Origin of the sequence: Streptomyces fungicidicus, from assembly GCF_003665435.1 — a bacterium.
Taxonomy (GTDB): Bacteria; Actinomycetota; Actinomycetes; order Streptomycetales; family Streptomycetaceae; genus Streptomyces; species Streptomyces fungicidicus.
On sequence record NZ_CP023407.1, the window covers coordinates 4,851,927 to 4,873,120 of the forward strand.

Below are 21,194 nucleotides of genomic sequence, written 5' to 3' on the forward strand. Positions count from 1 at the left end.
GGGCCCGGCGGCAGTTCCCGCCGGGCCCCGGAGCGCTTCAGAACCCCAGGCGTTCCCGGCGCACCGAATAGACCACGAAGCCGGCGCCCAGCGCGAGGAAGCCGGTGCCGCCGACGATGTACGGCGTGCTGTCGAAGCTGCCGGTGTCCGCGAGGCGCACGTCCTCACCCGGACCGTCGACGGACGTCGACATGACTCTCGCCTGCTGCGTGACCTGCGGGGACGGGCTCGCCGAGACCGTGGCGGCCATCGGTGTGTTCGAGGTCGCGTTGGCGGACGGGACGAACCACAGGGCGCACAGCAGCGTGCCCGCGGCGGTGGCGGTCAGCAACGGACGGAGCGCGGATGACACGGAATATCGATCCCCTTGTGGCGCTGGCGAATTGGCCGTGTGGGGGCGATGTTAGTGAAAGGCGCGGGTCACAGGAAAGTCACGGGAGCCGGGGGCCGTACGCTCCGGGCATGAGCACTCCAGAGACATCACGTTTTGTACGGGTTCGGGTGGAGATCGTCCTCGAGGTCGACGACGAGGACGCGGTGGCCAAGGCCGCGTTGGACAGGATCGCGGCGGACGGCGATATGCCGGACGCCGAACGGGTACACGCCGAGAACGCTGTGACGGAGGACACCGCGGAGGCCCTCGCCCATCTGGTGGACCCCTTTGCCCTGGTGGGAGAGGTCCCGGGCGCGGAACTGCTGCAGGCCTCCTGGAGCAGCGAGGAGATCGACTACGACCCGGACTCGCCGGAATGGGATCTCGACGACGATGATGACGACGAGTCCGACGACGGCGACGACGGGGCGGACCGGACCGGCTGAGGCGGCTTGGGGAAATCGTGACCCCGGGCGGCAACCGCCGCCCGGGGTCACGGCGTCTCAAGCGGCGCACGGACCGGCACCCTCACCGTGCGCCCCGGCGGACGTGGCGAGCCCCACACTTACGGGCCGTGGGGAACGGGGGGACCCGGTCGTAGCGTTGAAGGTTGTGACGAGGTCCTCCGGCTTCGGGCCGGGGACTCGTGGGGTTGGGATTCGGCAACGATGGAGAAGCGTGTGATGACGGACGGTAAGCGGCGCAGGAGTCTGGCGGCCGCGTCCGCTCTGCTCGGCGGAGTGCTGGTGCTCTCGGCGTGTTCCGGCGGTGACGGCGGTTCGGCCGGCGACGACGGCAAGGACACGTCACAGGCGCAGGTCGACGAGGCCGCGGCGAAGAAGTCCTCCGAGGCCCAGATCAAGATCACGCCGAAGGACGGCTCGAACAACGCCTCCATCAACAACTCGGCCGCCGTGACCGTGGCCAAGGGCACGCTCACCGAGGTGAAGATGACCACCGCGGACGGCACCGCCGTCTCGGGTGAGATATCCGCCGACAAGAAGAGCTGGAAGCCCAGCGCGCAGCTGGAGCGGGCCACCACCTACAAGCTGACGGCCACCGCCGAGGACGCCAAGGGCCTCGCCGCCCACGAGAACGCGTCGTTCACCACGGTCGCCCCGGACAACAGCTTCATCGGCTCCTTCACCCCGGACGACGGCACCACGGTCGGTGTCGGCATGCCGGTGTCGATCAACTTCGACAAGGCGATCACCAACAAGGCCGACGTGCAGAAGGGCATCACCGTCTCCTCCAGCAGCGGCCAGGAGGTCGCCTGCCACTGGTTCAACGCCAACCGCATGGACTGCCGGCCCGACGAGTACTGGCAGGAGGGCTCCACCGTCACCCTGAAGCTGGCGCTCGACGGGGTCCAGGGCGCCGAGGGCGTCTACGGCGTCCAGCAGAAGACGGTCACCTTCAAGATCGGCCGCAACCAGGTCACGTACGTCGACGCCAAGACCAAGCAGATGAAGATCACGCAGGACGGCAAGACCGTCCGCACGATCCCGATCTCGGCCGGCTCGCCCGACAACAAGACGTACGAGGGCCAGATGGTGATCTCCGAGAAGTTCAAGGAGACCCGGATGAACGGCGCGACGGTCGGCTTCACCGACGACGACGGCAAGGGCGAGTACGACATCAAGGACGTGCCGCACGCCATGCGGCTGAGCACCTCCGGCACCTTCATCCACGGCAACTACTGGGGCGCCAAGTCCATCTTCGGCAGCGTCAACACCAGCCACGGCTGCGTGGGTCTGCAGGACGCCAAGGGAGCCGGCGACCCGAACATGCCGGGCGCCTGGTTCTACAACAACTCGATCATCGGTGACGTGGTCGTCGTCCAGAACACCGGCGACAAGACCATCGCCCCGGACAACGGCCTCAACGGCTGGAACATGAGCTGGGAGCAGTGGAAGGCGGGCTCGGCCGTCTGACGCCAGCCGCGCACGCGGCGCCCCGTCCCACCACCCCGGCCGATGCCGCCGTCCGCCCCCTCGGGGGGAGCGGGCGGCGGCATCGGCGTTCTCCGGGCGGCCGACGCCCCGGCGGTCTTCTCATGCGGCTCTTATCCCGGGCTTAACACTTCATCACGGACCGTCCCTAGCTTGCCGCCATGTTCTTCACCTACCTGAGGCGCGAGCTGCGCCGCCGCAGAAAGGCGGCCCTCGTCGTCGCCTCCGGCCTCGCACTGGGCATCGCGCTGGTCGTCGTGGTCAGCTCCGTGTCCTCCGGCATGAGCAAGGCGCAGGAGAAGGTCCTGCAGTCCCTGTACGGGCTCGGCACGGACATGACGGTCACCAAGGCCGCCGGGGCCCAACAGACCGGCGAACGCCCCCGCTTCGAGTTCGACGCCCAGGACGACGACTCCGGCGAGGAGCAGAGCAGCGACCGCGTCATGGTGCAGGGCTTCCAGACCCTGGCGAGCTCCACCGTGGGCAAGGTCGGCGAACAGGACGGTGTCGCCGACGCGGTGGGCGGGCTGAGCCTCCAGGTCATGAAGGTGAGCGGCGAGTTCACCCGGGGTCAGTTCCAGCAGGGCGGCCAGGGCGGCGAGGGCGGTCAGGGCGGCGGTCCCGGGGCCGGCGGCCAGTCCGCGCCGGAGGGCCGGGTCGAGGGCGGTGGCGCGAGCTTCGACGTCAACAGCTACTCCGTCTACGGCACCGACGTCACCGAGCCCGCCCTCGGTCCGCTGACCTCCTCCGAGATCACCGACGGGCGCGCCTTCAAGGCGACCGAGACCGACGCGAAGGTCGCGGTCGCCGACTCCGCCTACGCCAAGGAGAAGGAGCTCGAGACCGGTGACACCGTCACCGTCAAGGGCACCAAGTACAAGGTCATCGGCATCGCCACCGCCTCCAGCGGGGACGCGGCGGCCAACCTCTACCTTCCGCTGAAGCAGGCGCAGACCCTCGCCGACGCCAAGGACAAGGTCACCACGATCTACGTCAAGGCGACCGACTCCCAGCGGATCGACAGCGTCAAGTCCGGTATCCAGAAGAACATTTCCGGTACGACCGTCACGACCTCCGCCGACCTCGCGGACACCGTCTCCGGCTCCCTGTCCACCGCCTCCTCGCTCGCCGCCGGCGTCGGCAAGTGGCTCTCGGTCGTGGTGCTGGTGGCCGCGTTCCTCGTCGCCGGCCTGCTCACCTCCTCGGCGGTCTCCCGCCGGGTGCGCGAGTTCGGCACGCTCAAGGCGCTGGGCTGGAAGTCCGGCCGGGTCACCCGGCAGGTGCTCGGCGAGTCGATGGTGCACGGTCTGGTCGGCGGTGTCCTCGGCATCGCGCTGGGCCTGGCGGGCGCGTACGCCGTGACCGCGGTCAGCCCCACCCTGCAGGCCCAGCTCGGCGGCGGCGGTGGTGGCGGCATGGGCGGCGGTCCCGGAGGCGGCGGCACGGGCGGGCCCGGCCGGCAGGCCGCCGCCAGGACCCTCGACGTGGCGCTCACCGCGCCGGTCAGCGTCACCACCCTCGCCCTCGCGGTCGGCCTCGCGGTGGCCGGAGGTCTCGTCGCCGGCGCCTTCGGCGGCTGGCGCGCCTCCCGGCTGCGGCCGGCCGACGCGCTGCGCCGCGTCGAGTAACCCCCGTCCGGCAACCGGCCCCGGGGCCCGCCCGCGACGGGCGGGCCCCCACCCCCGTACGCGATCCAGGAGCAGACCCATGTACGAACTCAGAGGCGTCACCCGGCGCTACACGCGAGGCAAGGAGACCGTCAACGCCCTCGACGGCATCGACCTGACCATCCCCGACGGCGACCGGCTCGTCATCCAGGGCCCCACCGGCGGCGGCAAGTCCACGCTGCTGCAGATGCTGGGCGGGCTGGACCGGCCCAGTTCCGGCGAGATCGTCCTGGACGGCACCGACCTGGCCGCGCTGCCCGAGGCGAGGCTCACCCGGGTCCGCAGCGAGAGCATCGGCTTCGTCTTCCAGTCGTTCAACCTGATTCCCACGCTCACCGCGCAGGAGAACGTCGAGACCGCGCTCGTCCCGCTCGGCGTGAAGGCCGGGCAGCGGCGGGAGAAGGCCGCCGAGGCGCTGGCGTCGGTCGGCCTGGGCGAGCGGCTCGGGCACCTGCCCGGCGAGATGTCCGGCGGTCAGCAGCAGCGGGTGGCCATCGCGCGGGCGCTGGTGAAGGAGCCGAAGGTGCTGCTCGCCGACGAACCCACCGGAAACCTCGACGAGTCGATGCGCGACGAGATCATGGACGTGCTGATCCGCATGTGGAAGGAACTGGGTCTCACCTTCGTCATGGTCACCCATGACTCGGCCATCGCGAAGGCCGCGCCGCGGCTGGCGACGATCCGCAAGGGGCGGATCACCGTGAAGGAGAACACCCGCGCCTGACGAGAAGGACGCCAACCCCGCGGTTGTGTAACGGAGTTCCGGCGGAGGTATTACAGCCTCCCGTCGACTTCGGCACCCTTTCCGGTGTCCCTTGAGACGCTTGATCACCCCTCGGCATACTTCGTGATCCGGGGGGTGCGCGCATGCGTACGAGACCACCCCCGGCCGGGTGATGTCGAGTTCGCCCGGCGACTTCGCTAGGGGGAACCTTGCGCAGACAAGTGAAGAGAGCGTGCGTGGGCACGGTCGCCGCGGCCGCCGCCGTGGCGCTCGCCGCGGGCATGGCCGGCCCGGCGTCGGCGAACGGGGAGGGAACGGCCGCCGCCGCGGCCTCGAAGGCGTCCGCGCCGAAGGCCAAGCACCGGATCACGCTGATCACCGGTGACCGGGTCGCGGTGGACGGCAAGGGCCGCGTGGTCGGCCTGGAGCGGGCCGAGGGCCGGGAGCACATACCCGTCCAGGTCCGCAGGAGCGGCGGACACACCCTCGTGGTGCCGGCGGACGCCGCCCGGCTGATCGCGAGCGGCAAGCTGGACCAGCGGCTCTTCGACATCACCGAGCTCAACAAGGCCAGGACCCGCAGCTCCCAGAAGCAGGGCCTGAAGGTCATCGTCGGCTACAAGGGCACCGCCCAGGCCACCAAGGCCGACGTCCGCGACGCGGGTACGGTCCGCCGGACCCTGAAGACCCTGAACGCGGACGCGGTGCAGACCCCGCACGAGGCGACGCCGCAGCTGTGGGACGCCGTCACCAACGGCGACCGCACCGCCTCCGGCGTCGCCCACGTCTGGCTCGACGGCGTCCGCAAGGCCGGCCTCGACAAGTCGGTGGCGCAGATCGGCACGCCCAAGGCGTGGGCGGCCGGTTACGACGGCAAGGGCGTCCGGATCGCCGTCCTGGACACCGGTGTCGACGCCACCCACGCGGACCTGAAGGGCCAGGTGACCGCGTCGAAGAACTTCACCTCCGCGGCCACCGCCGGCGACAAGGTCGGCCACGGCACCCATGTCGCGTCCATCGCGGCCGGCACGGGCGCCAAGTCCGGCGGCAAGTACAAGGGTGTCGCGCCGGGCGCCAAGATCCTCAACGGCAAGGTCCTCGACGACTCCGGATTCGGCGACGACTCCGGCATCCTCGCGGGCATGGAGTGGGCGGCCGCGCAGGGCGCGGACGTCGTCAACATGAGCCTGGGCGGCGGTGACACGCCCGAGATCGACCCGCTGGAGGCGGCGGTCAACAAGCTGTCCGCCGAGAAGGGCGTCCTGTTCGCCATCGCGGCCGGCAACGAGGGCCCGCAGTCGATCGGTTCGCCCGGCAGCGCGGACGCCGCCCTCACCGTCGGCGCCGTCGACGACAAGGACAAGCTCGCCGACTTCTCCTCCACCGGCCCCCGCGTCGGCGACGGCGCCCTCAAGCCGGACGTCACCGCTCCCGGCGTGGACATCACGGCCGCCTCGGCGAAGGGCAACGAGATCGCCAAGGAGGTCGGCGAGAGCCCGGCCGGCTACATGTCCATCTCCGGTACGTCGATGGCGACCCCGCACGTCGCGGGCGCGGCGGCGATCCTGAAGCAGCAGCACCCGGAGTGGACGTACACGGAGCTGAAGGGCGCGCTCACCGGCTCCACCAAGGACGGCAAGTACACGCCGTTCGAGCAGGGTTCGGGCCGGATCCAGGTCGACAAGGCGATCAAGCAGACGGTGATCGCCGAACCGGTGTCGCTGAGCTTCGGTGTGCAGCAGTGGCCGCACACCGACGACAAGCCGGACACCCGGCAGCTCACCTACCGCAACCTGGGCACCCAGGACGTCACGCTGAAGCTGACGTCGACCGCCACCGGCCCGAAGGGCAAGGCGGCCCCGGCCGGCTTCTTCACCCTCGGCGCCACCACGGTGACGGTCCCCGCGGGCGGCAAGGCCGCCGTCGACCTCACCGTCGACACCCGGCTGGGCGGCACGGCCGACGGCGCGTACTCGGCGTACGTGGTCGCGACGGGCGGCGGGCAGACCGTGCGCACGGCGGCCGCCGTGCAGCGCGAGGCCGAGTCGTACGACGTGACGCTGAAGTTCCTCGACCGCGCCGGCAAGCCGGCCGTCAACTACGTGGCCGGCCTGGCCGGTCTCTCCGGCCTGGGCGCCGACCGGTACTACCAGCCCTACGACCCGGACGGCACCGTCACCGTGCGCGTCCCCAAGGGCGGTTACGTCCTGGACACCGGGATCTTCGTCAGCGCGGACCCGGAGAAGTACGAGGGCGCCGACTGGCTCGCCCAGCCCAAGCTGAACGTCACCAAGAACACGACGGTCACGCTGGACGCCCGCAAGGCCAAGCCGGTCAGCATCACCGTGCCGGAGAAGTCGGCCAAGCCGGAGTTCGCCTCCGCCGACTACACCGTCGAGACGAAGAACTCGGCCTTCGCCTTCGGCTGGTGGCTGGACTCGTACGACAACTTCCGGTCCGCGCACCTCGGTCCCGAGATCACCGACGGCTCGCTGAGCCAGCAGTGGGACGCCCACTGGACCAAGGGCTCCAAGGAGCAGTACGACACCGTCAGCGGCGCCAAGGTCAAGAAGGTCGCCACCGGCTACACCCGGCACTACAAGGCGGGCGACCTCGCCACCGTGAAGGTCGGCATGGGCGCCGCGGCGAGCGGCAAGAAGGGCTCCGTCGGCGCCATGGGCATGCTGCCCGGCAGCATGAGCGGCTCCGCGATCGCCATTCCGCAGAAGCTGCCCGGCACCCGCACGCTGCACCTGTCCACCGCGGGCGGCGTGAGGTGGGACCTCGACTTCGAGCAGCAGGGCGGCGTCGACGAGGACGGCTGGCCGGTCGGCGACGCCGGCTACCTCATCGGTTCCGAGAAGGCCTACAAGGCGGGCAAGTCGTACAAGGAGACCGTGAACACGGCGGTCTTCGGGCCGCGGATCACCTCGGACTACGGCATCTTCCGTGAGGGCAACAGCATCTCCGGGCTCCTCCCGCTGTTCGCCGACGGCAAGGGCCACCTGGGCTCCTCGGTGTACACCTCGGTCACCACCAGCCTCTACCGCAACGGCAAGAAGGTCGGCTCGCACAGCGACCCGCTGGAGGGGGAGAAGGAGTTCAAGGTCCCGTCCGCGGACGCCTCCTACAAGCTGACCACCTCGGTCAAGCGCAGCGTCAAGGTCGCGGCCGCGTCCACGCGGATCGACGCGAGCTGGACCTTCCGCTCCAAGAAGACCACCGGCCTCAAGCAGCTGCCCGCCTCCACCGTCCGCTTCAACGCGGCCACCGGACTGGACAGCAAGGTGACGGCCGGCAAGAAGGCCACCGTCCCGGTCTCCGTGGAGGGCGCCGCCAAGGGCAAGAACCTCAAGTCCCTGTCGGTGTACGTCTCCTACGACTACGGCAAGACCTGGAAGAAGACCACGGTCAAGGGCGGGAAGATCACCGTCAAGAACCCGGCGAAGGGGAAGGCCATCTCCTTCCACGCCAAGATCGCCGACAAGAAGGGCAACAAGTCGACGATCTCGATCTACAACGCCTACTACGGCAAGTAGGCGCTGAACGCACGGCCCGCCGGGAGCACCGCTCCCGGCGGGCCGTGCCGCGTCAGCCGGCCGACGCGGACGTCCCCGACCGCCTCGCGTCGGCGCCCCAGCTGCCCAGCAGCCGCAGCGCCTCGGCCGACGGGGTGTCCGGCTCCGCGAAGTACGTGACCAGCGACTGCCCGCTGTCGTCCCCGGAGGGGCGGAACGACTCCCAGAGCAGGGTCAGCTCCCCGACCAGCGGATGCCTCAGGCGCTTCACGCCGTGGCTCTTCTCCTTGACGTCGTGCGCCGCCCACAGCCTGCGGAACTCCTCGCTCTTCACGGAGAGCTCGCCGACCAGGGCGGACAGCTGCGGGTCCTCCGGATGCAGGCCCGCGTCCATGCGCAGATAGGCCACCATGTCGGCCGCCTTCTGGTCCCACTCCACGAACAGCTCCCGGTGGTCCGGGTTCAGGAACACCAGCCGCGCCCAGTTCCGCTCCTGCGCCGGAAGTTTCTCCCAGTCGCCGAAGACCGCCGCCGCCATCCCGTTCCAGGCGAGGATCTCCGAGCGCCGGCCCACGACGTACGCCGGGACCGTGTCCATCGACGCCAGCAGGTGCCGCAGCGCCGGGCGGGGCCTGTCGGTCCGGGCCGCCGGCTTCCTCCGCTGCCGCTTCGGCTTCGCCAGATGCGTGAGATGGGTCCGCTCGGCGTCGGTGAGACGCAGGGCACGCGCGATCGAGTCCAGCACCTCCACCGAGACGTTCTGCCCGTTGCCTTGCTCCAGGCGCGTGTAGTACGCGACGGACACCCCGGCGAGCTGCGCCAGCTCCTCGCGGCGCAGGCCGGGCACCCGGCGGTGCCGTCCGAAGTCCGGCAGGCCCATGTCCTGCGGCTTCAGCCGGGCCCGCCGGGTGCGCAGGAACTCGCTCAGTTCCGCTCGCGGGTCCAGACCGCCGGGGCCCGTCGGTGAGGTGTGCTGCTCGTCCATGTGTCCAGTATTCCCGGTCGTACGCACAACAGCCTGTCCCCGCCAGTGGTACGCACGGCCAACGTAGGCAGAGCCGTGGGCTGGGTGAATGTCCGCGGACGTCGCAGGCTGGAGGCTGCTCCCGGCCGGACAGAAGGCGGCCGGGCGTACCACCCCACGAGGAGAGCCCCGCCATGACCACTGTTGCCGCGTACGCCGCACCCGCCGCCAAGGCTCCGCTGGAGCGGACGACCATCGAGCGGCGCGAGGTCGGCGAGCACGACGTGCTGATCGACATCCGGTTCGCCGGGATCTGCCACTCCGACATCCACCAGGCCCGCGAGGGCTGGGGCGACGCCATCTTCCCGATGGTCCCCGGCCACGAGATCGCCGGCGTGGTCTCCGAGGTCGGGCCCGGTGTCACGGCGTTCCGGGCGGGCGACCGGGTGGGCGTCGGCTGCATGGTCGACTCCTGCCGCGAGTGCGAGAACTGCCGGGCCGGCCGGGAGCAGTACTGCACCGGCGGCGGCATGGTCGGCACCTACAACGCCCTGGGCAAGGACGGCGAGCCGACCTACGGCGGCTACTCGCAGAAGATCGTCGTCGACGAGAACTACGTCGTCCGCATCCCCGACGGCCTCCCGCTCGACGTGGCCGCCCCGCTGCTGTGCGCCGGCATCACCACCTACTCCCCGCTGAAGCGCTGGGGCGCCGGTCCCGGCAAGAAGGTCGCGGTGCTCGGCATGGGCGGCCTCGGCCACATGGGCGTCAAGATCGCGCACGCGCTGGGCGCCGAGGTGACGGTGCTCTCGCAGTCCCTGCGCAAGAAGGACGACGGCCTGAAGCTGGGCGCCGACCACTACCGGGCCACCAGCGACCCGAAGACCTTCGAGGAGCTGCGCGGGAGCTTCGACCTCATCCTGTCGACCGTGTCGGCCCCGCTGGACTTCGACGCCTACCTGTCCCTGCTGAGGACGGAGGGCACGCTGGCCAACGTCGGCGCCCCCGAGGAGCCGGTCTCCCTCAACCTCTTCTCGGTGCTCGGCGGCGGCAAGACCCTCGCCGGATCCATGATCGGCGGCATCGCCGAGACCCAGGAGATGCTGGACTTCTGCGCCGAGCACGGCATCGGCGCGGAGATCGAGCTGATCGACGCGGCCGGGATCAACGAGGCGTACGAGCGGGTCCTGAACAGCGACGTCCGCTACCGCTTCGTCATCGACACGGCGACGATCTGACGCCCGGCGCCGCCCCCGCCGCCCCCGCCTCCCCCCGGGCCCGGGGGGAGGCGGGGGCGAGCGCGCTCCGGGGCGGGCTCAGCCGTCGCCGTACTCCACGTACAGCGGGCTGGCCACGATCAGTCCCGTGCCGCCGCGGCTGGTGAACCCGGTGGTGACGCGCGCGTAGCCGCGCATGGCCGCCGCGGTCTCCGGGTGCGTCTGTCCGTCGATGCGCTCCAGCAGGCCGCGCAGCGCCGTGATCAGCGACGGACGCCGTCCGTCCACGCCGGCGCCGAGGTCGTCGGAGAGGGCGGCCAGCAGTGCGCCGGGGGCGCTGGCATGGGTGCCGAGGAGGTTGCGCACCAGCGCGCCGGACTCCGGGGTCCCCTCGGTGACGCGCGGCAGCAGTCCCGTGATCAGGTGCTCCGCGGAGCCGTGCAGCAGCAGCCGCACGGGCCGGTCCGGGGCCGGGGTGTCCGCGAAGAACACCATGGCGGGATCGACGGTGTCCAGGGCGAAGTAGTTCAACGGCGCCTCGAAGGCCACCCATTGACCCGGCCGCAGGCCCTCCTCCGCGTACCAGCGGGCCGACTCCTCGACACGGCGCACGACCCGCGTCAGGTGTCTGCCCCTGAGGTCGGGGCCGGTGCCGGCCGGGGGGTCCACCTCCATGCCGCCGAAGGGCGTCGAGAAGCTGACCCGCTGGCGGGGCCAGGCGGACCGGAGTCCGGACAGGAACTGCGAGAGTTTCCGGTCGGACAGGTAGATCACTTCCTGCACTCCTGCTCCGTTCGTCAGAAGCCGAGGGGCCGTTTCACACGTCCTGCAGTCCGAGGAACTCGAACGCCGCCGTCGGCAGCAGTTCCGACGGCCGGTACATCCCGTCCGGTCCCGGTTCCATGTCACGCGCGATCCGGCGCAGCAGTTCCCCGAGTTCGGGGCGGACCGCGGGGTCCCGGCGCAGGCACTGCGCGACCACGCCGGCGAACTCCTCCGGCACGCCGGTCAGGTCGGGCTCCTCGGACTGCATGCGGATCATGGTGCGGACGGGGTCGCCGCCCGGGTAGGGGCTGCGTCCGGTGGCGGCGAAGACCAGCACCGCGCCCAGCGCGTACACGTCGCTCGCGGGCGTCACCTTCCGGGCGTCCTCCGCCTGCTCCGGCGACATGTACGCGGGGGTGCCCAGCGTGGTGTGGGCGACCGTCAGCTTGCTCGCCGCGACCGCGGCCGCCAGGGCGAGACCGAAGTCGATCACCCGCAGCCCGTCGACGCCGACCAGGACGTTGGACGGCTTGAGGTCCCGGTGGACGATCGCGGCGGCGTGCACGGACCGCAGCGCCTCGGCCAGCTGGGCGGCGACCCAGCGCAGGGCCCGCAGCGGCAGCGGACCGCACGCGTCGACGAAGTCCTGGAGGGAGGGCGCCGAGACGTAGGCCGTGGCCAGCCAGGGGATGTCCCCGGTGGTGTCCGCGTCCACCACCGGTGGTGCGTAGAACCCGTTCACGCCCCGGGCCGCGGCGACCTCCCGCTGGAAGCGTCTGCGGAACTCCGGGTCGTCGGCCAGCTCCTCCTTGACGACCTTGATCGCGAGCAGTCGGCCGGCCGGCGTCTGGCCCAGGAACACCCGGCCCATGGAACCGCTGCCGATCCGCCGCAGCACGGTGTAGGGCCCCACCGTCCGAGGGTCGAAGGACTGCAGGGGCTTCCAGCGGGAGGTGGGGTCCCACTCGTGGTGCTGCGGCCGGAGCACCGAGCCCGGCGGAGGGTTCCCCGCGGGCCGTCCGGGCCGGGGGAGGACGAAACGCTGCTCCGGCATGCGCTCGGGCGCGTACTCCACGGCGCCGGACACGGGATGCCCGGCGGTCACCGGTCCGGCGTCCGGGTCCGTGGCGAGCGCCCGGACGGTCCTGGCGGAGCCGGCGCCGAGCGCGTCCTTCAGCCTGCGGGCGACGGGCGCCTCGACCGTGGACGCGGCCGACCGCACGACCTCGCCGAGCTCCCGCATCCTGGCCATGACGACCTGGTCCTCGACCCCGAGCTCCCTGGCCAGTTCGTAGACCCGTACTTTCGGCACACTCGACTCCTCGACCGGAGGCCCGGCTCGTGTTCGCAGGAGTCAAGACTATGTGGCCGGACGGGGCATTCTCCGGACGGACGCGGGGGCGTCGCGCGGGTGTTGGCGCTCGGTGCGCGGTCGGTGCGCGCTCAGTGCGGCAGGGTCGCCGGGCTGCCGCCGTTCGCCTCGTACCCGGCCACCGCCAGGGCGCGGTGGACGGCGAACACGGCGGCCGGGTCGGGGGACAGCGTCCAGGGGAGGGCGCCGACATGGCCGTCGACCTGTATGAGCTGGCTCATGGCCTCCGCCCAGCGCTCGCCGCGGACCAGGAAGAAGATCAGCAGGTGCCGCACGTGCGCCGACATCGGGTCGTCGGGGCGGGCGGAGTGCACCGCGTGCAGCGCGCCGTGCACCGCCTTGGTGACGACCTCGCTCTGGTGGAAGCCGGAGACCAGGTTCACCTCGGGGAGGTGCTCGAACACCGCGAAGAGCGGCATGGCCGCGAGGAGGGAGCCCTGGGGCGCCCGCGCCGCCGCGGCCTCCGCGAACGCGTACGCCTGCTGCCGCGAGCCGTGCCACTTCTCGCACCAGTAGTGCAGCGCGGCCAGATGCGCCCCCATGTGGGCCGGGGCGCGGTCCAGGATCTTCAGCCAGACCTGCTCGAAGTCCGGCTGGGAGTAGCCCAGTCCACGGGCCACCGACAGCTCCACGATGTACGGGATCGGGTCACCGGGGGCGAGCAGCGCCGCGTCGCCGCACGCGGCCTTCGCCTCCTCCATGATGATCCGGAACTCGTCCGTCCCGGGCGCCGCCGTCCGCCACGCCTGCTGCACCAGGAACTCGGCGTGCACCGCCGCGCCGCCCGCGTCCTTGGGCGCCTCGGTCCGCCACACCCGCAGCCACTGACCGCCCGGCGCCTCGCTCACCCCGCCGGGCCGCTGGGCCAGCTCCAGCGAGGCCGCTCCCGCGAACGCCTGGACGCGCTGCCAGCGCACCTCGCTGCCCGCGTCCGTGCCGGCCAGCAGCTGCTGCGCCGCCCGGTAGTCCTGCGTGCGCTGCACCAGCTCCAGGACGTCCAGCAGGTCCTGGTCGGGGCCGGGCATGCGGATGTCCAGCTCCTCCTCGCGGGCGAAGCCGTAGTCCGCCGGGTCCGCGGCGTCCGGGTGGCCGGCGGGGACCTGCGTGATCGCCCCGCGCCTGCGCCTCAGGTACGGCACCACCACGAAGCCGAGCATGACGAGCGCGATCAGGACCCAGAGAATCTCCATGTCACAAGCGAACCAGACCGCGCCGACAATTGGCCAACCCGGTGCCGCACCTGTGGAAAACCTCCCGCGTCCGCACCCCGCCGCCCGTCCGGCCCCCTCCGCGTCCGTCATCCGCACCGTGGGCGCACTACCCTCGGTGCCCATGAGCGACAGGCACATCAGTGAGCACTTCGAGACGCTCGCGATCCACGCGGGCAACACCGCCGACCCCCTGACGGGCGCGGTCGTACCGCCCATCTACCAGGTGTCGACCTACAAGCAGGACGGCGTCGGCGGGCTGCGCGGCGGCTACGAGTACAGCCGCAGCGCCAATCCGACCAGGACCGCGCTGGAGGAGAACCTCGCCGCCCTGGAGGGCGGCCGTCGCGGACTGGCGTTCGCGTCCGGACTGGCGGCCGAGGACTGCCTGTTGCGTACGCTGCTGAGCCCCGGCGACCACGTGGTGATCCCGAACGACGCGTACGGCGGCACGTTCCGCCTCTTCGCCAAGGTGGTCTCCCGCTGGGGCGTGGAGTGGTCGGTGGCCGACACCAGCGACCCGGCCGCCGTCCGCGCCGCCCTCACCCCCCGGACCAAGGCGGTGTGGGTGGAGACCCCCTCCAACCCGCTGCTCGGCATCACCGACATCGCCGCCGTGGCCCAGATCGCCCGGGACGCGGGCGCCCGGCTCGTCGTCGACAACACCTTCGCCACGCCCTACCTCCAGCAGCCGCTGGCGCTCGGCGCGGACGTCGTCGTGCACTCCCTGACCAAGTACATGGGCGGCCACTCGGACGTCGTCGGCGGCGCGCTGATCACCGGCGACGCGGAGCTGGGCGAGGAGCTGGCCTTCCACCAGAACGCCATGGGCGCGGTCGCCGGGCCCTTCGACTCCTGGCTGGTGCTGCGCGGCACCAAGACCCTCTCGGTCCGCATGGACCGGCACAGCGAGAACGCCACGAGGATCGCCGACATGCTGACCCGTCACGCGCGCGTGACGAGCGTCCTGTACCCGGGGCTGCCCGACCACCCCGGTCACGAGGTCGCCGCCAAGCAGATGCGGGCCTTCGGCGGCATGGTCTCCTTCCGCGTGGAGGGCGGCGAGGAGGCGGCCGTCGAGGTCTGCAACCGCGCCAAGGTGTTCACGCTCGGCGAGTCCCTGGGCGGCGTCGAGTCGCTGATCGAGCACCCCGGCCGGATGACGCACGCGTCCGCGGCCGGTTCCGCGCTGGAGGTCCCGGCCGACCTGGTGCGCCTGTCGGTGGGCATCGAGAACGTCGACGACCTGCTCGAGGACCTTCAGCAGGCGCTCGGCCGGTAGTCCCCGGTCACCAGCCCGTGAGCGGTGGAGTCGTCTCCGACGGCGGCTCCACCCACGGGCGGGCGGTCAGCGCCCACACCACGAACGCCACGGCCACCGCCAGCGACAGCAGCCACAGCGCGCGGCGGGCGAGCGTCCTGCGGCGCAGGACGCGGGCGCCGCGCCGCACGGCGTCCGCGTGGAGCTCGGGCGGCAGGGGCGGCGGCGACTGCTCCAGCATCCGCCGTACGGTCGCCTCGCGCTTCATCCGGGTCATGACGGCACCGCCTCGACGCCGCCCACCGCGGGGGCGGCCTTGGGCGGAGGGCGCAGCATGGCGGCCATCGCGCGGTTGAAGACGCTCCGTACGCGCTCCGCGGGCAGGCCGAGCAGCGCCGCCGTCTGCTCCTCGGCGACCCCCTCGTGCAGCCGCAGCACCAGGACCAGGCGTTCCTGGGGGGTGAGGCGGGCCAGCGGTCCTCCGGTCCGGGCGTGGAGGCGGAGCAGGCCGCCGCGGCGGTGCCAGGCGCCGCCCGCGAAGCGGGTCGCCAGGTACTGGCGGGTGTGGTCGTAGGGGTCCTCGCCGTGCAGGCGGTCCCAGCCGGCGTAGGTGTGCGCGAGCGCCAGGGTCAGCAGGCGCCGGGCGCGCGGGTTGGCGGCGCGGGGCTCGGCGGTGAGCAGCGTCGCGGTGTGCAGCAGGCGTCCGCCCGCGCCCGCCACGTACGCCTCGAACTCGCGGGCGCGGAGGTCGTCGCGGGACGTGTGCCGTGGTCGCAATCCGCGCCTCCCGTCGCCCGTGCGAGAGCCGGTCCCCGGCCGTGTCCGACGGGACCCCCGTCTCATATCAGGCCAGGTCGGCCCCCGCGGTCAAGAGCCGCGCACGTGGCGGCGGTTCCCCGGCCGGCCGCGGTGCGGCGGTCAGGAGGCGGGGCGGTCCTCCGGACCCGCCGACATCCGGGCGGACAGCGCGCTGTTGAAGCGCGTCAGGAGCGCGCAGAACGTCTCGCGCTCCTCCGGGGCCCAGTCCTGGGTCAGGTCGGCCATCAACTGACGCCGTGAGGAGCGCACTTCGTCCAGGCGGGTCTGCCCGCGCGGGGAGAGCTGGAGCACGACCGCGCGGCCGTCCTCGGGGTGGGAGGTCCGCTTGACCAGGCCGGTGTCCACGAGCGGAGCCACCTGCCGGGTGACCGTCGAGGAGTCGATGCCCATGCTCGCGGCGAGCGCCTTGACGCCCATCGGGCCTTCCTTGTCGAGGCGGTTGAGCAGCAGGTACGCGGCGCGGTCCATCGAGGTGCGCACCTGGCCGACACCGCCGAGCCGGGTCTGTTCGGCACGGCGGGCGAACAACGCCACCTCGTGCTGCAGCGTGTCGAGAAGACCGGTGTCACCGACGGCCGTCAGGTCCGTCCTCATGTCCATCGACATGTCGGGTGTTGTGGGCATGACCGGGGGCTCACTTCGTGGAGGGCTGCCAATTGGGGGACAGGTTACGCGGCCGGACGGCGGGCCGTACCGGCGCTGCGCAAACCCGGGTCCGCGGGTTGGTCACACCGGTCGCCTCCGGCGGTGAACTGCGATGCTGGAGTCATGGGCTACAGCACGGCTGACTCCTTGCGGACCGTCACGCTCGACGATGTGCGAGGCGCTCAGAAGATGCTCTCGGGTGTGGCACGGACGACCGCCATGGAGGGCAGCAGATACCTGTCCCGCCGGGTGGGCACCCCGGTGCACCTGAAGTGCGAGAACCTCCAGCGCACGGGGTCCTTCAAGCTGCGCGGCGCGTACGTCCGGATCGCCGGGCTGCTGCCGGAGGAGCGGGCCGCCGGGGTCGTCGCGGCGAGCGCGGGCAACCACGCGCAGGGCGTCGCGCTGGCGTCGTCGCTGCTCGGGGTGCGGTCCACGGTGTTCATGCCGAGGGGCGCCCCGCTGCCGAAGATCAGCGCGACCCGGGAGTACGGCGCGCAGGTGCGCCTGCACGGCCAGGTGGTCGACGAGACGCTGGCCGCGGCGACGGACTACGCGTACGAGACGGGCGCGGTGTTCATCCACCCGTTCGACCACCCGGACATCATCGCGGGCCAGGGCACGGTGGGCCTGGAGATCCTCGAGCAGTGCCCCGAGGTGCGCACGATCGTGGTGGGTGTCGGCGGGGGCGGGCTGGCCGCCGGGATCGCGGTGGCGGTGAAGGCGCTGCGGCCGGACGTGCGGATCGTCGGTGTGCAGGCGGCGGGCGCGGCGGCGTATCCGCCCTCGCTGGCGGCCGGGCGCGCGGTCTCGGTGCGCCACCCGGTGACGATGGCCGACGGGATCAAGGTGGGGCGGCCCGGGGACGTGCCGTTCGGGATCGTCCGTGAGCTGGTCGACGAGGTGCTCACGGTCACCGAGGACGAGCTGTCGGCCGCGCTGCTGCTCTGTCTGGAGCGGGCCAAGCTGGTCGTCGAGCCGGCCGGGGCGAGCCCGGTGGCGGCGCTGCTGAGCCGGCCCGGGGCCTTCGAGGGGCCGGTCGTCGCGGTGCTGTCCGGCGGCAACGTGGACCCGGTGCTGATGGAGCGGGTGCTACGGCACGGGATGGCCGCGCAGGGCCGCTACCTGGCGGTACGGCTGCGTCTGACGGACCGGCCGGGCGCCCTCGCCTCACTTCTCAGGGCGTTGTCAGTGGTCGATGCCAACGTTCTCGACGTGAGCCACGTACGGACCGATCCCCGGCTCGGGCTCACGGAGGCGGAGGTGGAGCTGCACCTGGAGACGAAGGGCCCGGAGCACTGCACCGAGGTCAACCAGGCCCTGCGCGAGGCGGGTTACACGGTCATGGACTGACGCCGGACCGGGTGTCACTCCTTCGGGTAACCCCCATTGTGAGACGCGATACATCGCGTTATGGTGTGTGTCACGCCACCGTCCGGCCGTCGTGCGCCCCGCCGCCCGCGCCGGGTGAAAAGCCGAGCACACCAAAGCGCCCAAACCCTAGGCTTTGCGAAGAATCACACGACGACGTGGAGGCTCATATGCCAGGCGCCATCTACGCCGAAGGTCTGGTCAAGACCTTCGGGAACGTCAAGGCGCTGGACGGCGTCGACCTCGAGGTCCCCGAAGGCACCGTCCTGGGCCTGCTCGGGCCGAACGGCGCGGGGAAGACCACCACCGTCCGCTGCCTCACCACCCTGCTGCGTCCCGACAGCGGCAGAGCGGTCGTGGCCGGCCTCGACGTGCTGAAACAGCCCGACGCGGTGCGCCGCTCCATCGGGCTGTCCGGCCAGTTCGCGGCGGTCGACGAGTATCTGACCGGCCGCGAGAACCTGCAGATGGTCGGGCAGCTCTACCAGATGCGGGCGAAGGCCGCCAAGGTCCGCGCGGACGAGCTGCTGGAGCAGTTCCACCTCACGGACGCCGCCGACCGCACCGCCAAGACGTACTCCGGCGGCATGCGCCGTCGCCTCGACCTCGCCGCCGCCCTGGTCGTCTCGCCGCCCGTGATGTTCATGGACGAGCCGACGACCGGACTCGACCCGCGCAACCGCCAGCAGCTGTGGGAGGTCATCAAACAGCTCGTCTCCGGCGGTACGACGCTGCTGCTCACCACCCAGTACCTGGAGGAGGCCGACCACCTCGCGCACGACATCGCGGTCGTCGACCGCGGCAGGGTCATCGCGCAGGGCACCTCCGACCAGCTCAAGGCCCGCACCGGCGGCGAGCGCGTCGAGGTCGTGGTGCACGAGCGCGAGCACATCGCGTCCGCCTCGGCGCTCCTCGACAGGTACAGCCTGCGCGGTGCCGACACGGGCGACACCACGGTCGAGGACCACATGCGCAAGATCACCACACCGGTCTCCGGCGGGGCCAAGCTCCTCGCCGAGATCATCCGCGACCTCGACGCCGACGGGATCGAGATCGACGACATCGGTCTGCGCCGCCCCACCCTCGACGACGTCTTCCTCTCCCTCACCGGGCATGTCGCGGAGGCCGGGGACACCGGGGACGACGAGGACGCCGACGGCGCCGACGGCGCGCAGGGCGGCGGGGACCGCGGACAGCGCCACGACAAGGAGGCCGCGAAATGAGTGCCGTCACCGACGCCGTCCGGGTCACGGCACCCGGCAACCCCCTCGGCCGGTCGATCCGTGACTCGCTGGTCGTCGCCAAGCGCAATCTGATCCGGATGGCCCGGATCCCCGAAGTGGTGATCTTCGGCCTCATCCAGCCGATCATGTTCGTGGTGCTGTTCTCGTACGTGTTCGGCGGCTCCATGGACATCGGCGGCAGCACGAGCCCGCAGGTCTACCGCGAGTTCCTGATGGCCGGCATCTTCGCGCAGACCGTCACCTTCGCCACCGCCGGAGCCGGGGCGGGCATCGCCGAGGACATGCACAAAGGGCTCATCGACCGTTTCCGCTCCCTGCCGATGGCACGCGGCGCGGTGCTCACCGGCCGCACCCTCGCCGACATGGTGCAGACGGCGCTCACCCTGCTGGTGCTCGCGGTCGTCGCCCTGCTCGTCGGCTGGCGCACCCACACCAGCGCCGGCGAGGTGCTCGGCGCCTTCGGGCTGCTGCTCCTGACCGGGTACGCGTTCACCTGGATCGGCGCGGTCATCGGCCTCTCGGTGCGCACCCCGGAGGCGGCCACCTCCGGCGGACTGGTCTGGCTGTTCCCGGTCACCTTCGTGTCGAACGCGTTCGTGGACTCCAGCAACATGACGCCCTGGCTGCGCCACATCGCCGACTGGAACCCGTTCAGCGCCACCGTCCAGGCCTGCCGGGAGCTCTTCGGCAACCCCGGAGTCTCCACCTCGGACGCCTGGCCCATGCAGCACCCGGTGTGGGCCTCGCTGATCTACTCGGTACTGATCATCGCGTTCTTCCGGACGCTCGCCGTGCGCAAGTACCGCTCGGCGGCGGCATGACGAAGCCCCCGGCGCCGCACAGGGTGCCGGGGGCACGTCGGGGACTCGCGGGGGCGGGTCAGCCGTCGTACGGCTTGGCCTCCAGGATCTTCACCATGGCCTTCTTGCCGTTCGGCAGCTCGTACTCCGCGTCCTCGCCGACCTTGTGGCCCATCACGCCCGAGCCCAGCGGGGACTGCGGCGAGTAGGTCTCGATCTCGGAGCTCGCGTACTCGCGCGAGGCGAGCAGGAAGGTCAGCGTGTCGTCCTCGTCGCCGTCGAAGGCGATGGTCACGACCATGCCGGGCGCCACGGCGCCGTCGGCCGCCGGGGCCTCGCCGACCTTGGCGCTCTCGAGGAGCTGGGTGAGCTGGCGCACACGGAGCTCCTGCTTGCCCTGCTCCTCCTTGGCCGCGTGGTACCCGCCGTTCTCCCGCAGGTCGCCCTCCTCGCGCGCGGCGGCGATCTTGGCGGCGATCTCGGTGCGCGCGGGACCAGTAAGGTACTCAAGCTCGACCTTGAGCTTGTTGTACGCCTCCTGGGTCAGCCAGGTGACGTTCTCGCTGGTCTGGGTCACAGGGTGCTCCTCGTAGGTACTGGGAATACAAAGCATCGCCCTCTCCCAGGAGCATGTTCCTCCAGGGATGGGCGAAACCACGAGCCTAACAATTGAGTGCCCGCGGGGGGAGGACATAAGCCACAGGACTTACGGTCAGCGCAGGTCAGTGGCGAGGTATTCCCCGCGGAAGTCAGTCCGTGTGACAGCCGACGAGCTGGGCCGTCGTACCCGGGGAGGTCGTACGCAGCGTGACGACCTCGTCGATGCGTGTGGCGTCCGCGTCGAAGCGGAAGTCCGCGCGGCCCACCTCGGCGCCGTCCTCGGCCTGCGAGCGGACGGTGCAGTAGCCGGCGACGCCCGCGTCCTTGTGCACCTCCAGGTGCACCTTCACCGCGTTCTGCGAGGTGTCGAAGCTGATCACCTCGCCGCTGATCTCGTTCTCGGCGACGTAGTGGTAGCCGAACCAGCCGACCAGCCCGAGCAGCAGCACCGACAGCACGGCGCCGACGACCTTGAGTGTGCGGTCGGCACGCTGGTCCGAGGAGCGGCCGTAACGGCCCTCGGGCAGCCGCGTGCTCGACGTGCTCATGATCGTCTCCTCGGCAGGAGGGGACCGGCGTCCCCCGTCGGGTTCCGCGGCGGAACCGCGGAATTTTTCGTCCCCCGATTCGGTCACTATAGAAGCCTGCGACTGCGCCGCCGCACACAGGGCGCCTAACGACTTGAGGATTGAGT

20 protein-coding genes are annotated in these 21,194 nt (G+C 71.4%); 10 read left to right on the plus strand and 10 right to left on the minus strand.

Annotation, left to right across the window (positions count from 1 at the left end):
* Nucleotides 1-37: 37 nt before the first annotated feature.
* Complete coding sequence (locus tag CNQ36_RS22340; RefSeq protein WP_004926551.1) at nucleotides 38-352, minus strand: hypothetical protein; 315 nt, start codon at nucleotides 350-352, stop codon at nucleotides 38-40.
* A 110-nt stretch (nucleotides 353-462) separates the two neighbouring features.
* Between CNQ36_RS22340 and CNQ36_RS22345 the strand changes: the two genes are divergently transcribed.
* The 5 genes from CNQ36_RS22345 to CNQ36_RS22365 all read left to right on the plus strand — a co-directional run bounded on the left by CNQ36_RS22345 (nucleotide 463) and on the right by CNQ36_RS22365 (nucleotide 8,255).
* Nucleotides 463-819: a hypothetical protein gene (locus CNQ36_RS22345; protein ID WP_121547295.1), complete on the plus strand. Its 357-nt coding sequence runs from the start codon at nucleotides 463-465 to the stop codon at nucleotides 817-819.
* A 237-nt stretch (nucleotides 820-1,056) separates the two neighbouring features.
* Nucleotides 1,057-2,307, plus strand: coding sequence for a L,D-transpeptidase (locus CNQ36_RS22350; protein WP_040908533.1), 1,251 nt, complete (start codon nucleotides 1,057-1,059; stop codon nucleotides 2,305-2,307).
* Nucleotides 2,308-2,486: 179 nt separating this feature from the next.
* The gene (locus CNQ36_RS22355) at nucleotides 2,487-3,953 is read left to right on the plus strand and encodes an ABC transporter permease (protein ID WP_121547296.1); all 1,467 of its coding nucleotides are present in this window, start codon (nucleotides 2,487-2,489) and stop codon (nucleotides 3,951-3,953) included.
* 79 nt (nucleotides 3,954-4,032) lie between these two features.
* On the plus strand, nucleotides 4,033-4,716 hold the full coding sequence (locus CNQ36_RS22360) for an ABC transporter ATP-binding protein (RefSeq protein WP_004926540.1): 684 nt from the start codon (nucleotides 4,033-4,035) through the stop codon (nucleotides 4,714-4,716).
* 281 nt (nucleotides 4,717-4,997) lie between these two features.
* Complete coding sequence (locus CNQ36_RS22365) at nucleotides 4,998-8,255, plus strand: S8 family peptidase (protein WP_228313146.1); 3,258 nt, start codon at nucleotides 4,998-5,000, stop codon at nucleotides 8,253-8,255.
* A 52-nt stretch (nucleotides 8,256-8,307) separates the two neighbouring features.
* Here CNQ36_RS22365 and CNQ36_RS22370 read toward each other — a convergent pair whose 3' ends face one another.
* On the minus strand, nucleotides 8,308-9,219 hold the full coding sequence (locus CNQ36_RS22370) for a helix-turn-helix transcriptional regulator (protein ID WP_004926534.1): 912 nt from the start codon (nucleotides 9,217-9,219) through the stop codon (nucleotides 8,308-8,310).
* A 173-nt stretch (nucleotides 9,220-9,392) separates the two neighbouring features.
* Between CNQ36_RS22370 and CNQ36_RS22375 the strand changes: the two genes are divergently transcribed.
* The gene (locus CNQ36_RS22375; RefSeq protein WP_121547298.1) at nucleotides 9,393-10,436 is read left to right on the plus strand and encodes an NAD(P)-dependent alcohol dehydrogenase; all 1,044 of its coding nucleotides are present in this window, start codon (nucleotides 9,393-9,395) and stop codon (nucleotides 10,434-10,436) included.
* 78 nt (nucleotides 10,437-10,514) lie between these two features.
* Here CNQ36_RS22375 and CNQ36_RS22380 read toward each other — a convergent pair whose 3' ends face one another.
* The 3 genes from CNQ36_RS22380 to CNQ36_RS22390 form a co-directional block, all read right to left on the minus strand.
* Nucleotides 10,515-11,198: an SAVMC3_10250 family protein gene (locus CNQ36_RS22380; RefSeq protein ID WP_163013331.1), complete on the minus strand. Its 684-nt coding sequence runs from the start codon at nucleotides 11,196-11,198 to the stop codon at nucleotides 10,515-10,517.
* A 34-nt stretch (nucleotides 11,199-11,232) separates the two neighbouring features.
* Complete coding sequence (locus tag CNQ36_RS22385; RefSeq protein ID WP_121547300.1) at nucleotides 11,233-12,492, minus strand: translation initiation factor IF-2 N-terminal domain-containing protein; 1,260 nt, start codon at nucleotides 12,490-12,492, stop codon at nucleotides 11,233-11,235.
* 131 nt (nucleotides 12,493-12,623) lie between these two features.
* Nucleotides 12,624-13,742, minus strand: coding sequence for a hypothetical protein (locus CNQ36_RS22390; RefSeq protein ID WP_004926520.1), 1,119 nt, complete (start codon nucleotides 13,740-13,742; stop codon nucleotides 12,624-12,626).
* Nucleotides 13,743-13,884: 142 nt separating this feature from the next.
* Here CNQ36_RS22390 and CNQ36_RS22395 point away from each other — a divergent pair, with 142 nt between their 5' ends.
* Entirely contained in the window at nucleotides 13,885-15,042 is a 1,158-nt protein-coding gene (locus CNQ36_RS22395; protein ID WP_121548551.1) for a cystathionine gamma-synthase, read from the plus strand.
* A gap of 7 nt (nucleotides 15,043-15,049) precedes the next feature.
* On the opposite strand, the gene CNQ36_RS35345 is transcribed toward CNQ36_RS22395, so the two are convergent.
* The 3 genes from CNQ36_RS35345 to CNQ36_RS22410 form a co-directional block, all read right to left on the minus strand.
* On the minus strand, nucleotides 15,050-15,298 hold the full coding sequence (locus tag CNQ36_RS35345) for a hypothetical protein (RefSeq protein WP_121547301.1): 249 nt from the start codon (nucleotides 15,296-15,298) through the stop codon (nucleotides 15,050-15,052).
* Entirely contained in the window at nucleotides 15,295-15,798 is a 504-nt protein-coding gene (locus CNQ36_RS22405) for a sigma factor-like helix-turn-helix DNA-binding protein (protein WP_163013332.1), read from the minus strand. Before CNQ36_RS22405 ends, CNQ36_RS35345 begins: the two co-directional genes overlap by 4 nt.
* A gap of 141 nt (nucleotides 15,799-15,939) precedes the next feature.
* Nucleotides 15,940-16,434, minus strand: a complete 495-nt coding sequence (locus tag CNQ36_RS22410) for a MarR family winged helix-turn-helix transcriptional regulator (protein ID WP_040908531.1) — start codon at nucleotides 16,432-16,434, stop codon at nucleotides 15,940-15,942.
* Nucleotides 16,435-16,608: 174 nt separating this feature from the next.
* On the opposite strand from CNQ36_RS22410, the gene ilvA reads away from it, so the two are divergent.
* From ilvA to CNQ36_RS22425, 3 genes are all read left to right on the plus strand, one after another.
* Entirely contained in the window at nucleotides 16,609-17,838 is a 1,230-nt protein-coding gene (gene ilvA / locus CNQ36_RS22415) for a threonine ammonia-lyase (protein ID WP_004926502.1), read from the plus strand.
* A gap of 188 nt (nucleotides 17,839-18,026) precedes the next feature.
* The gene (locus CNQ36_RS22420; protein WP_121547302.1) at nucleotides 18,027-19,079 is read left to right on the plus strand and encodes an ATP-binding cassette domain-containing protein; all 1,053 of its coding nucleotides are present in this window, start codon (nucleotides 18,027-18,029) and stop codon (nucleotides 19,077-19,079) included.
* On the plus strand, nucleotides 19,076-19,921 hold the full coding sequence (locus CNQ36_RS22425; protein WP_004926495.1) for an ABC transporter permease: 846 nt from the start codon (nucleotides 19,076-19,078) through the stop codon (nucleotides 19,919-19,921). Before CNQ36_RS22420 ends, CNQ36_RS22425 begins: the two co-directional genes overlap by 4 nt.
* A gap of 58 nt (nucleotides 19,922-19,979) precedes the next feature.
* On the opposite strand, the gene greA is transcribed toward CNQ36_RS22425, so the two are convergent.
* Nucleotides 19,980-20,477, minus strand: a complete 498-nt coding sequence (gene greA / locus CNQ36_RS22430) for a transcription elongation factor GreA (protein WP_004926494.1) — start codon at nucleotides 20,475-20,477, stop codon at nucleotides 19,980-19,982.
* A gap of 172 nt (nucleotides 20,478-20,649) precedes the next feature.
* Complete coding sequence (locus CNQ36_RS22435) at nucleotides 20,650-21,048, minus strand: DUF4307 domain-containing protein (RefSeq protein ID WP_121547303.1); 399 nt, start codon at nucleotides 21,046-21,048, stop codon at nucleotides 20,650-20,652.
* Nucleotides 21,049-21,194: the final 146 nt, after the last annotated feature.

Coding starts and splice junctions, on each gene's coding strand:
- CNQ36_RS22345 (WP_121547295.1), top strand. CDS start 463: ATGAGCACTCCAGAGACATCACGTTTTGTACGGGTTCGGGTGGAGATC.
- CNQ36_RS22350 (WP_040908533.1), top strand. CDS start 1,057: ATGACGGACGGTAAGCGGCGCAGGAGTCTGGCGGCCGCGTCCGCTCTG.
- CNQ36_RS22355 (WP_121547296.1), top strand. CDS start 2,487: ATGTTCTTCACCTACCTGAGGCGCGAGCTGCGCCGCCGCAGAAAGGCG.
- CNQ36_RS22360 (WP_004926540.1), top strand. CDS start 4,033: ATGTACGAACTCAGAGGCGTCACCCGGCGCTACACGCGAGGCAAGGAG.
- CNQ36_RS22365 (WP_228313146.1), top strand. CDS start 4,998: ATGGCCGGCCCGGCGTCGGCGAACGGGGAGGGAACGGCCGCCGCCGCG.
- CNQ36_RS22370 (WP_004926534.1), bottom strand. CDS start 9,219: ATGGACGAGCAGCACACCTCACCGACGGGCCCCGGCGGTCTGGACCCG.
- CNQ36_RS22375 (WP_121547298.1), top strand. CDS start 9,393: ATGACCACTGTTGCCGCGTACGCCGCACCCGCCGCCAAGGCTCCGCTG.
- CNQ36_RS22390 (WP_004926520.1), bottom strand. CDS start 13,742: ATGGAGATTCTCTGGGTCCTGATCGCGCTCGTCATGCTCGGCTTCGTG.
- CNQ36_RS22395 (WP_121548551.1), top strand. CDS start 13,885: ATGAGCGACAGGCACATCAGTGAGCACTTCGAGACGCTCGCGATCCAC.
- CNQ36_RS35345 (WP_121547301.1), bottom strand. CDS start 15,298: ATGACCCGGATGAAGCGCGAGGCGACCGTACGGCGGATGCTGGAGCAG.
- CNQ36_RS22410 (WP_040908531.1), bottom strand. CDS start 16,434: ATGAGGACGGACCTGACGGCCGTCGGTGACACCGGTCTTCTCGACACG.
- ilvA (WP_004926502.1), top strand. CDS start 16,609: ATGGGCTACAGCACGGCTGACTCCTTGCGGACCGTCACGCTCGACGAT.
- CNQ36_RS22420 (WP_121547302.1), top strand. CDS start 18,027: ATGCCAGGCGCCATCTACGCCGAAGGTCTGGTCAAGACCTTCGGGAAC.
- CNQ36_RS22425 (WP_004926495.1), top strand. CDS start 19,076: ATGAGTGCCGTCACCGACGCCGTCCGGGTCACGGCACCCGGCAACCCC.
- CNQ36_RS22435 (WP_121547303.1), bottom strand. CDS start 21,048: ATGAGCACGTCGAGCACGCGGCTGCCCGAGGGCCGTTACGGCCGCTCC.